Genomic DNA, 13,051 nt, shown 5'->3' on the forward strand with positions numbered 1-13,051 from the left:
TCGATACTTATTGACGAAAAAACAATATTTAGATGATAGAGATCATGCAGTTACAAATTTAGTCAAGATCAAGCCTCAACCTTTCGTTGACAACCTCGCTTTTTTAAGCTGATTTTAGCAATACAGCCAGTCTGCTTGTCATCTCGGCTTTTTAACGAAAATGCACCATCGTGCTCACTGACGACTTCATTACAAATAGCCAGCCCGAGGCCCAAACCATCCTCTTTAGTCGTAAAGAAAGTGGCCATGACAGAATCGGAATTCTGCGACAATCCAGTACCATTATCGATAATCAAGACGTCAACTTGATACTCTTTGAATATCAATTCAATGGTTATCTCACCCTTGGCCGTAGTTTGGGCATGAGTTTGGCTTTGAGACTGAGATTCTGCAATAGCATCTAAGCTGTTTTTAGTCAGATTAATTAGCACCTGTAGCAATCCAACGCGATCAGCTGTAATGAAGAAGGGCTCTCCTTTAATGCGCTTATTGATTAGAATATCTCTACGCTGTAGCTCCAGCTTCAACAGTGAAACACACTCATCGACAAGACTGAGAATATTGACGTCATCCATTACCGACTCTCGCCGTTTAAGTAGACTACGAATGCGGTGTACCACCTCTCCCGCTCTCGTTGATTGTCGATGAATTTTTTCCAGCAGTTCGATACTCGATGCTACATCGCCTGTTTTATCCCCCTGTAGCCGCATAATACCGCCTTCGCTATAGCTAGTAATGGCGGCAATGGGCTGATTAATCTCATGGGCTAAACCGGCACCTATCTCGCCAATAATGGAGGCGCTTTGTAACCTTTCCAGTGTTATAGCTTGTTGCTTTAACTGCCTTTCAGTCTCGATTAATGACTCACTCTTTTGATGGAATCGATATTCAATCCACAAGTGATAGAGGGTTGCCATCACAAAAACAAAAATAGCAAAAATACCCCAGTGTCGATTGTCCTTAAGCCAGTTTTGCACGCTCTCCCAGCGGCTGCGATCAGTACCTTTAACATGCAGTTCACTAAAAAGCTGGATCACTGCTAGCTGGCTAATGGGTGACGTCCAGCCCATCAGCTGCGCCGTTATCGCTGCAGGATGTTCAGTGGGTAGCTCCATTAAGGCTTGAGTGATCTGTTTACTCAAGCCAATATTGACACTTTCATTGGCAGCAAAAGACCAGTTAGGATAAAGATGGGTGCTGCATTGGCAATCAAACCCTTCCGGTCGGCTGGGGTTAAGAATACGAAAATCTGCCGCAGTGATTAAGCCTCGCGCTATCATATCCTCAAAGGTACACAGCGGTGTAATCGCCGCATCAACATTGCCATCTCGAACTTGGTACAACAAGGGATCTAGCGGAAAACCGAGAAACTTAACCTCTTTAAAATAGTTTTCGGAGTCCATACCCAACTTGTGCATCAAGCCAACAGTCGCCTGATAACCGCCTAATGCATGGGGATCACTGGCGGCTATGACTTTGCCTTTTAAGTCATATAGGGTGCGATAGTTACTTTCAGCTTTAACGATAATCGCAGAGCCTATTGCCGAGGTAGCACCGTTATGGCGCCGGGAACGCATGGTTGCCAGCCAAGATAGCGGGTATTGGTTGGAAAGATAGAGGTATTGACCAGGATTGGTGATAATAAACTGGATCTGACCTAACTCCATTGCCAGATTTAGCGCCTCAAAATTGCCGGGGTAAACATGAAACTGCGTGCCGGGCACCTCCTCCTCTAAATACTGCATCAATGGCTCCCAGCGTTCCATCGCTTGTTGGTTGCCCCAATTAGAAAGCACACCAACATACAGCGCTTGAGACTGCGCCCAAACACTCGAAGCGCAACCCAACAGCAATATAAAAAATAGTATCCGATACACTCGGCTCGCCTCACATTAACCACCAAGCTTAAGCTTACGATAGCTCGATGTTGCCTCAATGTGATACGACTCATGCTTTGTAAAAAAGGGGTTCGCATTAAGTGCTGAACTGAGATACTTATCTTATAGCGCCTATAAAAGTGTAAGAGGTATACCTATGCAAGAGTTAATCTACGGTCCTGTCTACCTTGTCGATGACGACGACGCTATCGTTGATTCCATCACCTTCCTAATGGATGGCTATGGTTACAAAATGCTTTGTTTCAACAGCGGAAATGACTTTCTAGCCAGCGTCGATCTCAGCCAGCCAGGTTGCGTCATTTTAGATGCACGTATGCCGGGGCTCAGTGGCCCACAAGTACAACAATTGCTGAGCGAGGCTAAGAGTCCTTTATCCATTATATTTTTGACTGGTCACGGTGATGTACCAATGGCAGTAGATGCATTCAAAAATGGCGCTTTCGATTTTTTCCAGAAGCCAGTGCAGGGGAAAGTACTGTCGCAATCAATAGCAAAGGGGCTACAAAATAGTGTGCAACGGCACTGTCAGCTCAGTCATCAGCAGAAGATTGAACATTTGTCAGAGCGCGAAACGCAGATTTTTGAATTAATCATTGCTGGTAACACCAATAAGCAGATGTCGAACTCTCTATGTGTAGCGATTAGAACCATTGAAGTACATAGATCGAAACTGATGAGTAAACTGGGAGCTGCCAACTTAGCAGAACTGCTAAAGCTGGCGCCATTGATGAGTCCAGAGGAGTAATCTTTATAGTACACTAGCCGTTTAAGTGGTGATACCAGTCCCGCACCCTAGGGAAGTGGTCCTGCACAGCATCTTTGTGGGTCAGCATGCCAGCATGATCGTAGTCATGTTTAAAACCATGCTTACGGCATAACAGCGTATAATCGACCTTTTGTATCTGGCATTCGCTGATCATCCGCTTCACATCACTCGGGTTGCCTAATACGGTATCCCCTTGGCCTGCGATAAACCAAGACTTCGGCCACCTAGCATTTTTGGCTGCTTGGCTATAATCAAAACCATCATCATGATCGATCCAGTGACCCCGAACCCAATCTATACTCTGCAATAAAGAAGCTCGTGATTCGTTATCCATGCCTACTTTTAACTTATTCGCAGGAAGATAACCACGGTTCCAAGCTATAAACGGCGCAAGTCGGTTCCAAAATAGATCGACTTTTAGCCACTTCGTTAGCGACTTAACTTCAATACGGCGCTTACTGCCAAAAGTAACTAGTGAGGCTACCGACTGCTGCAGGGAATCGTATCGAGCGATAGCACTGGCCATCAACACGCCGCCCCAAGAATGGCCACACCAGTGAACAACATCGGTCTTAGGATGCATAGAGAGAATATACTGCTGAATAAGCGGTAGCTGCTCACGTATAACCTCCCCCTGCCCAGCAGTAAACTCTGGGCCGAGCTTAGGGGTACTGCGGCCTCGACCTAACGTATCTAGCACGTAAACCACAACGCCAGCCTCCGCCAAATAGCAGCCAAGACCTTTACCGGAATCACTGTAAAAAACCCGCCCATTAGACATAGCGCCATGTAACATCAGCAAGGGGGCTTTGCTCATATCGGCATTGTCTGGGAGCAGTTGTCGTAAGTGAAGATGACCATCGTTGTATGCCACATAGAGAGATTTTTGTTGGATATTCACCGGTTAATACTCATTTTTTTAACAACTAAACTACTGAGGTCATACCAGAAAAACAAGAGTAATAACTCTAACCCAATAATTCAAACGAGCTAGATAACAAAGTCCCTCATTTAATCAAGCTGATAGATAGGTTTTAAAACAAAAATAAAAAGCCTACAAAATGACTCTTTGTAGGCTTATCGGTGAACTATCGCTTTAACAACCTTATCGCTAAGCCATATCGTTAAATCAGCCCACTGACTTTAGCTGAAACAAGTAGGGTAGAACCTTAAGGTTTAGTTTACCGATAGTAGCATCAGCCGCTGCCGCCAGTTTGGGTTTAGCGTGGTAAGCGATACCAAAATCAGCAACATTGATCATCGCAATATCATTGGCACCATCACCAATCGCCACTCTCTGGCCAGCCTCTATGCCCCATCTTTTTGAACAATTAACCACAGTATCAGCTTTAAACTGAGAATCGACGACTTGACCTGATACCGTACCAGAAAGTTTTCCGTCGGTGATATCTAGCTCATTTGCAAAGGCAGCATCAAGATCTAACAGCTGCTGCAGATGATTGACAAAAGGCGTAAAGCCTCCGGAAGCGACAACTGTGCGCCAGTGATACTGCTTCAACTCCTTTATGCTGTCAGTTAACCCTGGCATCAAGGGAAGCTGAGCACACAATTGCTCTATTATCTCCGCGTCGGCATCGGTAAGCTGTGCCACTCGGGCACGTAAGCTCTCTTCAAAATCAAGCTCACCTTGCATCGCTTGTTCTGTCACGGCAGCAACTGCAGCGCCAACGCCGGCCATTGCGGCAAGCTCATCAATACACTCTATCTCAATCGCGGTAGAATCCATATCCATAACCAGCAATCCCGGTTGATTGAGAATCGGCGCATCAGTTTTTATTTCAAATACTTCAAGTTGCGACAAGTTCGCTAATGTCTCAAATTCCAATGGCTTAATAGTGCAAACTTCAATGCAGGTAAGCCCTGTCGTCCGTGAGATTAGCGCAAGGCTTAGCTCCCGGCTCTGAGACACTAGGTAACTCTGCACTGGCATCAGCTGCTGATTATCTGAAAATAGGATCCGATAACGATATTGACCTGATGGAAAACGAGTCTCAACATGGCGAGTGAAACTTTGTTCCCCTGCACTGAAAGACATGCTACTTTCACTGCTTAACCATTCAAAAACAGTGGATTGGCTCAAATTTTCCATTAGTTATGACTCTCCAACTACCGAGTAGTGACATAATCAATTATGATTAAGTGAGTACACTACAAATTAAGGGTTTCAGTGTTTTATTTAAAAGGCCTAAAAAAGAGCCATCGAATAAGCAGGATATTGCAGATCCTTGTCGCTATTGCATTATTCATTGGTCTGGATCAGTTGTGGGAAACTAGCCTACTACAAGGACAGCAGCTTCTAAAGTCCCAAACTGAAAAGATGGCGAGATTATTAGTACAGCAAACAGCCTATGGCGCGGCTCCTGCACTGCAATTAGAGAATGATGAGCAGCTGCAGTGGCTAGCAACCGCCTTAGTACTTGACCCTAAAGTGATGTCTGCCAGTATTTTCAGCGAAGATGGCGTAAGGCTATCGTTCGCCCAAAGTGTTACTCAAGAGGACTATGAAGCCGATTCAGACGAGATGACTCTGCTGCTTGAGCAATATCCACCCTATGTCGAGTCCGTTTCTCAAGATGGGCAAAACTTGGGTTATGTGGAAGTGAGACTGGAGCCAAAGTACTTTTTTAACGAAATTAAAGAAGCTCATCAAATCAACATGGAACAACAGCAGATGATGCTTATCATTGCTGGGCTGATAGGCATGTTGTTATCACGAGCACTGTCATTCAAGCGTGCCGATTTTGATAGACGTAAAGCCAAAGTAAAACTACGGCAACTGCTCAGTAAACGAAACGCGAAACACAGGCAAGAAGAGACAAGTAACCAAGACGATGAAGCGGTGACATCGACCGAAAATGAGCCGAAAAAAGAGTAATTTATTTTCGGTTAGTCGTTATATACAAAAAGCTATAGATACAAAAAAGCGGACAGCAATATGTCCGCTTTTTTATGACCAATAGAACTGTCAAGCAGGTCTATTCACGTTACAGCATCACTTATTAAAGAGTGATTGCAGCTTCTAGTGTCATTTCGATCATTTCGTTAAAGGTAGTTTGACGCTCATCAGAAGAGGTCTTTTCACCAGTACGGATATGATCAGATACGGTACAAACACACAATGCTTTAGCACCGAACTCGGCAGCAACGCCGTAAAGACCGGCAGCTTCCATTTCGACACCCAAGATGTTCATCTTTTCCATAACGTCGAACATCTCTGGATCTGGCGTGTAGAACAGATCAGCAGAGAAAACGTTACCAACGCGGAATTTAGTGCCTTTAGCTTCAGCAGCTTTAACCACTGCGCTAAGTAGGCTGTAATCAGCGATAGCAGCGAAGTCTTGACCTTTAAAACGTAGACGGTTCACTTGAGAATCGGTACAAGCACCCATTCCGATTAGAACGTCACGTACTTTAACGTCTGTGCTAACCGCACCACAAGTACCAACGCGGATTAGGTTTTTAACGCCGTAATCTCTAATCAATTCAGTTGCATAGATTGAACAAGATGGGATACCCATACCTGAACCCATAACTGAAATGCGAGTACCTTTATAAGTACCAGTGAAACCTAGCATGTTACGAACATCAGTAACTTGCACAACGTCTTCTAGAAACGTTTCAGCAATATATTTAGCGCGTAGTGGATCGCCAGGAAATAGAACTGTATCGCCAAATGCACCGTCTACGGCATTAATGTGTGGTGTAGCCATCAGAAAACCCCTATTTATATTTTGAGACCGTCGTTAATACTTGAGTCTTTGTATGCTAGCGGTCCAAAGTGGACCGCCAAATTTAAATTCGTTTCGGCTTACTAGCGAACAAATGATTCGCCATACTCCATAGGTTCAAGCTTGAAGTAGCTCGCAATTGATTGGCCCATATCGGCAAAACTATTACGCAGTCCAAGCGAACCAGGCGCTAAACCTGCACCATAAGCAAGAACGGGTACTCTCTCACGAGTATGATCGCTACCTGGCCAAGTTGGATCACAACCGTGATCTGCGGTTAGCAGTAAGAAATCATCTTCATCTAGCAGGGCTAGAATCTCAGGTAAACGTGAATCGAAGTACTCCAGGCTACGTGCGTAACCTGCGACATCACGGCGGTGGCCAAAATGCGAGTCAAAATCAACGAAGTTGGTGAATACGATAGTATTGTCACCCGCTTGTTTTACCTGCTCTAATGTCGCGTCGAACAATGCTTCAAGCCCAGTCGCTTTCACTTTTTTAGTGATACCGCAGTGTGCATAGATGTCAGCAATCTTACCGACACTAACCACTTCACCGCCAGCAGCTTTAAGCTTATCGAGTACTGTTGGTGCTGGTGGCTCAACCGCATAGTCGCGACGATTACCAGTACGCTCAAAGTTACTTGCATCGCTGCCTACAAATGGGCGCGCGATAACACGGCCAATGTTGTAATCGGCAAGCTCTTCACGAGCGATGATGCAAAGCTCATAAAGTTTCTCAAGGCCAAAGCTCTCTTCATGACAAGCAATTTGGAATACTGAGTCGGCAGAGGTATAGAAAATTGGCTTACCCGTGCGCATATGCTCTTCACCAAGCTGCTCTAAGATCACAGTGCCTGAAGAGTGGCAGTTGCCCAAAAACTCAGTCAAACCTGCTCGCGCAAGAATTCTGTCAGTAAGCTCCTGTGGAAAAGAGTTACTTAAATCACTAAAGTAGCCCCACTCATATAAAACAGGTACACCCGCCATTTCCCAATGCCCACTCGGGGTATCTTTGCCAGAGCTTAATTCATCAGCGTGACCATAAGCGCCGATGATCTCAACATCATCGCCAAACCCAGCAGGAAACTCGCCCGTGCTCTCTTTAGATGCATGACCTAAGCCAAGGCGCGCCAAGTTGGGTAATTTCAGTGGTCCATCACGGCCGTCATTTGCTTTACCTTCAGCACATGCTTGTGCAATATGCCCGAAAGTATCAGATCCAACATCGCCAAAGGCTGCAGCATCTTGTGCTGCACCGACGCCAAATGAATCAAGCATCATGATTATAGTACGTTTCATAAACTGTGCTCCGTTACAGATCTGACTCGCGGATATAACGATATATCTCGGGAGTTTTCTCTGGTTTGGTATCGCCAATATGAATCGCTTTTTTAACTGCAGCTTGTGCTTCAGCAAAGGCGTCTTCAGTTTGAGCGTGAATAAATGCAATTGGCTTGTCAGCGCTAATTTCATCGCCGAGAGCACACACCTGGGTAAGACCTACGCTGTAATCAAGCTCATCACCCGGCTTACGACGTCCGCCGCCTAAGGTAACAACTGCAAGACCTAATTCGCGCGTATCCATTCCAGTAGCATAACCGGCTTGGTCAGCATAAATAGGACGAATAATTTTCGAATCCGGTAGATATTTGCCGTAGTTCTCGACAAAGTCTGTCGGTCCGCCAAGGCCTGATACCATACGGCCGAATATTTCTGCCGCTTTACCGTTATCCAGTACTTGGTTCAACTTAGCGCGAGCTTCAGCTTCATTACTGGCAAGGCCGCCCAGTGTCAGCATTTCAGCACAAAGACCCATGGTAACTTCGTAAAGGCGTGGATTACGGTATGCGCCGGTCATAAAGTCGACCGCTTCTTTCACTTCAACGGCATTACCCGCACAAGAAGCCAATACTTGGTTCATGTCCGTTAGCAGTGCGGTTGTCTTAGTGCCAGCACCGTTGGCTACTGCAGTGATACTGCGTGCTAGCTCTTCGGAGGCTTCATAAGTTGGCATGAATGCGCCAGTACCGACTTTAACGTCCATTGCCAGAGCATCAAGACCAGCTGCGAGCTTTTTGGAAAGAATAGAAGCAGTAATAAGTGAGATAGATTCGACTGTAGCGGTGTTATCACGAATAGAGTAAAAGCGTTTATCGGCAGGAACAAGATCGCCAGTCTGGCCAATAATTGCGACGCCAGCTTCTTTTACCACTTTACGAAATAGCGCACTATCTGGTTCGGTGTTGTAACCAGGAATAGCGTCGAACTTATCGAGTGTACCACCGGTATGACCCAGTCCACGACCAGAAATCATCGGTACATAACCGCCACAAGCAGCAGCCATTGGGCCTAACATCAAACTAATGACATCCCCCACACCGCCAGTTGAGTGTTTATCGATAATAGGACCGTTAAGGTCAAGAGATTTCCAATCTAGAACGGTACCAGAATCACGCATTGAAGTGGTCAGCGCGATACGCTCGTCCATATTCATGTCGTTGAAGTAAACAGCCATACCAAGCGCAGCTATTTGACCTTCTGAAACAGTGTTGTTGGTGATGCCGTTAACGAAGAATTGGATCTCTTCAGTTGAAAGAACTTCAGCATTACGTTTTTTACGAATAATTTCTTGAGCTAAAAACATGTACTACCTCCAAGAGTGTAACTGAATTCCCATTTATGGATGTTTTCAGTTAACAACCTGCTAAAGGGAATCAAAAGCCGTAATATAGTTACATACTAACGGACTTTTGATACACCTAATTAGATTTAGATCACACTTAACAACAAGCTTAATCAGTAAAGATTAGTAACCTTGTGGTCCTTTTGCTTCATCACCCAACTCAAGCGTATGCAGTAGGTTGGTTAGCAGACTAGAAGCGCCAAAACGGAATGAAGCAGGAGTAGCCCAATCATCACCAAGAAGACGTGCAGCAACACCTAAAAACTCTGCAGCAGCTGCAGCGTCTTTTACGCCGCCAGCTGGCTTAAAGCCAACTTTAGTGTTCTTTTCGCTAATCACAGTCATCATGATCTCAGCAGCTTCAAGCGTCGCGTTAACGGCAACTTTACCCGTAGAGGTCTTAATGAAGTCAGCACCTGCATCGATTGATAGCTCAGAAGCCTTACGAATAAGTGCAGGATCAGCAAGCACACCTGACTCGATGATGACTTTTAAGATTGCTTCATCGCCACACGCTTCTTTACAGGCTTTAACGAGTTCGAAACCAACAGTCTCATTACCCGCCATTAGGGCACGGTATGGGAAAACGACATCAACTTCGTCTGCGCCGTAAGCGACAGCGGCACGGGTTTCCAATACTGCAATCGCAATATCATCGTTACCGTGTGGGAAGTTAGTCACTGTTGCAATCTTGATATCATCGCCACCAATCTCATTAAGCGTTTTGCGCGCGATAGGAATGAAGCGAGGGAAAATACAGATGGCAGCAGTATCACCAGCTGGCGTCTTAGCTTTATGACATAGATCGATTACCTTTTGATCGGTATCATCGTCATTTAGCGTAGTAAGATCCATTAAACTAATGGCTTGTTGTGCTGCTTTTTTTAAGTCGCTCATAATAGCTCTCCGAGACATATTCAAATATGAAAAATTTTGATAGAAATTTGTCGTATGGCTGCGCTTAGAAGTGGCTTTATTTTGATTATTGTTTTGGGCCGGGCCTTCGAGCATTGCCAGACCTTAAATGATGAACGGTAGTGAACCATATTCAACTTAAGGTCAATATTCAGGTATCCACATTGCAACATCTTGCGCTGCAATAATCTTGACACGAGTGTCACGACTTGAATCCATGAAGACCGGGAAGGGAGATAAATACTGCTTATGTCTGCCTTTCCGCGAAAAGTCCGTTTTAGCGCGTAATAAATCTTATATCACTTTCAATTAATGCTTACCTAAACAAGCTATCTAAATATAGTCCATGCTTAAGTAAAAATTAACAGTCTAATTCACATTGATTAGAGAATATTTAGAGCCGCGAAACATCGCGGCTCTGACATATACTTAACAATGTTTTAAGCGGCTGCTTAGAACTTGTAAGTAGCTGTTAGGTAATGAGCCCAACCCGTGCTTTCTAGGCCGAAAGTACCATCATCTTTAAGAAGGTACACATCTTTGTAACCCTTTAGGCCATAACCAAGTGCGTAGTTCTCTGAATGCCAATGCAGACCGAAGTATGCAGCGCCACCGCTTGAAGTAAATGTAGTATTTACGAAATCGCCGTTTTCGTCGTATGCGTTAACTTCGTCAGCACCGAACTGGTAATCAACATAACCTTGGAAAGAAACAAAGCTACCGTTGTCAAAGTTCATTACAGGCTTGAACCAGTTCATAGAGAACTGGTAACCATTCCACTCTTTAGCGTTAAAGTCATATGCGCCATATAAGTTCATGCCAGTTTTACCTAACCATGGAACCATAACGTCAGCACCAATACCCCAGAATGACATATTCACATCGCCACCGCTTACAGTAACTTCGTTACCGCTGGTATCGTAAGTAGTATACTCGCCAGAGATTGCTCCGCCACCCCAGTTGAATAGAGTAGAGAAGTAAACTTCTTGGATAGGACCTAGAGAAAGATCCCAACCAGTAATTGCATCGATAGAGAAACGAGGAGCAAACTTCATGAACATCTTGCTATCACCAGCAGTTTTATCGCCTGAGCTGCTGTTAGCTAGATTGAATACATCAACATAACCATAAAGGTCTACAACACCAGCGCGGCCACCAAATTCCATCTCTAGGTAATCGTGTCCGCCGTCATCAGCGTCAGAACGTGGAAGTTCGTTGAAAGCGTACATAGCATTGAACTGCATCCAGCTGTAATCGCCAGAACGGATATCTTCGCCGCGATCTGCTGCGAAAGTTGGTGCTGCCATTGTTGCAGTAGCTGCTAGTGCTGTAGCTAGTGCGATAGTTTTAACGTTTTTCATCATCAACCCCATTTATTTATGGTTTGCCGCTCCACTTTATGAAGAGTCAGCGTTTCTTTTTTATGGCGTCGCATTTTACTTAATTTAAGTCAAACTTCAACTGTATTAATGTAAAAAAGCGAACACTAAGTTTTAACATTAGGACAAAGTCATGATTTATCGACAGGTTAAGCTGTCATATCATTGTTATTGCCGTTTTTATGCCGAAAGGAACCCTAACCTTAGTTATTGATCATTTCGTGAAAATTCTTAATTGGAAAACGATTGACTTAATAGTGGCTCTACTCAATGGGAGTAGAGCCTAGATTGGGCGACGATTGTCGACCCAATCTCTAAGTGCTTACAATGCTAGGAATAGACCTGCAAGTGTTGCACTCATAAGGTTTGCAAGCGATGCCGCGATAACTGCACGAACACCAAGCTTAGCAAGGTCATGACGACGGCTTGGAGCCATAGCGCCTAGACCACCAAGTAGAATTGCGATTGAAGATAAGTTAGCAAATCCACATAGTGCGAATGAGATGATAGCTTTAGTTCTATCAGTCATAGCAACACCAGTTTCAGCAACAACTATACCGCCATCAGCAATATCTTTAAGGTAAGGTGCAAAGTTTAGGTAAGCGACGAATTCGTTAACAATGATCTTCTGACCAATGAATGAACCGGCAACCATTGCTTCACCCCAAGGCACACCAATAAGGAATGCTAAAGGCATGAACACATAACCTAGGATAAGCTCAAGAGAAAGGTTCTCAAAGCCTACAAGTCCACCGATGCCACCTAACATACCGTTAAGCATTGCGATAAGACCAACGAATGCTAGTAGCATTGCACCAACGTTTAGTGCTAAATGCATACCAGAAGCAGCACCGGCAGCAGCAGCGTCGATGACGTTTGCAGGCTTATCAGTGTCTTCAGGCAGATCGCCCATTTCGTTTTTAGTTTCTTCAGTCTCTGGATGGATAAGCTTAGCCATCATCAGACCACCAGGAGCGGCCATGAAAGATGCAGCAACCAAGTACTCAATCTTAACGCCCATACCAGCATAACCAGCAAGTACCGCACCAGCAATTGATGCTAAACCACCAACCATGATTGCGAATAGCTCAGAGTTTGTCATAGTCGCAATGAATGGACGTACAACAAGTGGCGCTTCAGTTTGACCAACGAAGATGTTTGCAGTAGCAGACATAGATTCTGTACGGCTTGTACCTAGTGCCTTCTGTAGACCACCACCGATAAACTTAATTACCAACTGCATGATGCCAAGGTAGTAAAGTACAGCGATCAAAGAAGAGAAGAAGATAATAACGGGCAGTACGCGGATAGCGAAGACAAAGCCAACACCGTTTGCGAACATAGCGTCAGTACCTAGACCACCAAATAGGAAGTCGATACCAGCTTGAGAATAACCAATAACATTGGCAACACCCATTGAAACACCGCCAAGCACTTCTTGCCCAACGGGTACATACAATACGAAACCACCGAAAGCGGCTTGAATTGCTAATGCACCTAAAACAGTACGTTTGTTAATTGCTTTTTTATTATTTGAAAGCCCGAAAGCGATCGCAAGTAAGGTGACCACCCCTACTAAACTCATTAAAATATCCATTAACCATCACCCTATTGTTAATACTTTTTAATTATGTTGTTAACCAACCTTTTTCCGCGGTC

11 protein-coding genes are annotated in these 13,051 nt (G+C 44.7%); 2 read left to right on the forward strand and 9 right to left on the reverse strand.

Annotated features, from left to right (window positions below):
- Positions 1–68: 68 nt before the first annotated feature.
- A complete protein-coding gene (locus JK628_RS16610; RefSeq protein WP_202286006.1) occupies positions 69–1,877 on the reverse strand; it encodes a sensor histidine kinase in 1,809 nt (602 codons plus the stop codon).
- A 157-nt stretch (positions 1,878–2,034) separates the two neighbouring features.
- On the opposite strand from JK628_RS16610, the gene JK628_RS16615 reads away from it, so the two are divergent.
- A complete protein-coding gene (locus JK628_RS16615; RefSeq protein WP_202286008.1) occupies positions 2,035–2,643 on the forward strand; it encodes a response regulator transcription factor in 609 nt (202 codons plus the stop codon).
- Between the two features lie 13 nt (positions 2,644–2,656).
- Here JK628_RS16615 and JK628_RS16620 read toward each other — a convergent pair whose 3' ends face one another.
- Positions 2,657–3,565, reverse strand: a complete 909-nt coding sequence (locus JK628_RS16620; protein WP_237524040.1) for an alpha/beta fold hydrolase — start codon at positions 3,563–3,565, stop codon at positions 2,657–2,659.
- Between the two features lie 228 nt (positions 3,566–3,793).
- On the reverse strand, positions 3,794–4,774 hold the full coding sequence (gene serB, locus JK628_RS16625) for a phosphoserine phosphatase SerB (RefSeq protein ID WP_202286010.1): 981 nt from the start codon (positions 4,772–4,774) through the stop codon (positions 3,794–3,796).
- A 78-nt stretch (positions 4,775–4,852) separates the two neighbouring features.
- On the opposite strand from serB, the gene JK628_RS16630 reads away from it, so the two are divergent.
- Positions 4,853–5,560: a YtjB family periplasmic protein gene (locus JK628_RS16630; protein WP_202286012.1), complete on the forward strand. Its 708-nt coding sequence runs from the start codon at positions 4,853–4,855 to the stop codon at positions 5,558–5,560.
- A gap of 124 nt (positions 5,561–5,684) precedes the next feature.
- Here the strand turns inward: JK628_RS16630 and deoD are convergent, their stop codons facing one another.
- The 6 genes from deoD to JK628_RS16660 form a co-directional block, all read right to left on the reverse strand.
- Complete coding sequence (gene deoD / locus JK628_RS16635) at positions 5,685–6,395, reverse strand: purine-nucleoside phosphorylase (RefSeq protein ID WP_202286015.1); 711 nt, start codon at positions 6,393–6,395, stop codon at positions 5,685–5,687.
- 101 nt (positions 6,396–6,496) lie between these two features.
- Positions 6,497–7,714: a phosphopentomutase gene (locus JK628_RS16640; RefSeq protein WP_202286017.1), complete on the reverse strand. Its 1,218-nt coding sequence runs from the start codon at positions 7,712–7,714 to the stop codon at positions 6,497–6,499.
- A gap of 13 nt (positions 7,715–7,727) precedes the next feature.
- A complete protein-coding gene (gene deoA, locus JK628_RS16645) occupies positions 7,728–9,059 on the reverse strand; it encodes a thymidine phosphorylase (RefSeq protein WP_202286019.1) in 1,332 nt (443 codons plus the stop codon).
- Positions 9,060–9,221: 162 nt separating this feature from the next.
- Entirely contained in the window at positions 9,222–9,995 is a 774-nt protein-coding gene (gene deoC / locus JK628_RS16650; protein ID WP_202286021.1) for a deoxyribose-phosphate aldolase, read from the reverse strand.
- Positions 9,996–10,465: 470 nt separating this feature from the next.
- The gene (locus JK628_RS16655; RefSeq protein WP_202286023.1) at positions 10,466–11,374 is read right to left on the reverse strand and encodes a nucleoside-specific channel-forming Tsx family protein; all 909 of its coding nucleotides are present in this window, start codon (positions 11,372–11,374) and stop codon (positions 10,466–10,468) included.
- Between the two features lie 340 nt (positions 11,375–11,714).
- Complete coding sequence (locus tag JK628_RS16660) at positions 11,715–12,989, reverse strand: NupC/NupG family nucleoside CNT transporter (protein ID WP_202286025.1); 1,275 nt, start codon at positions 12,987–12,989, stop codon at positions 11,715–11,717.
- Positions 12,990–13,051 lie beyond the last annotated feature (62 nt).

Source organism: Shewanella sp. KX20019, assembly GCF_016757755.1.
Taxonomy (GTDB): domain Bacteria; phylum Pseudomonadota; class Gammaproteobacteria; order Enterobacterales; family Shewanellaceae; genus Shewanella.

Excerpts from the sequence above, each read along its gene's own strand:
- JK628_RS16615 (WP_202286008.1), top strand. The coding sequence starts at position 2,035 with ATGCAAGAGTTAATCTACGGTCCTGTCTACCTTGTCGATGACGACGAC.
- serB (WP_202286010.1), bottom strand. The coding sequence starts at position 4,774 with ATGGAAAATTTGAGCCAATCCACTGTTTTTGAATGGTTAAGCAGTGAA.
- deoD (WP_202286015.1), bottom strand. The coding sequence starts at position 6,395 with ATGGCTACACCACACATTAATGCCGTAGACGGTGCATTTGGCGATACA.
- JK628_RS16640 (WP_202286017.1), bottom strand. The coding sequence starts at position 7,714 with ATGAAACGTACTATAATCATGATGCTTGATTCATTTGGCGTCGGTGCA.
- deoA (WP_202286019.1), bottom strand. The coding sequence starts at position 9,059 with ATGTTTTTAGCTCAAGAAATTATTCGTAAAAAACGTAATGCTGAAGTT.
- deoC (WP_202286021.1), bottom strand. The coding sequence starts at position 9,995 with ATGAGCGACTTAAAAAAAGCAGCACAACAAGCCATTAGTTTAATGGAT.
- JK628_RS16655 (WP_202286023.1), bottom strand. The coding sequence starts at position 11,374 with ATGAAAAACGTTAAAACTATCGCACTAGCTACAGCACTAGCAGCTACT.
- JK628_RS16660 (WP_202286025.1), bottom strand. The coding sequence starts at position 12,989 with ATGGATATTTTAATGAGTTTAGTAGGGGTGGTCACCTTACTTGCGATC.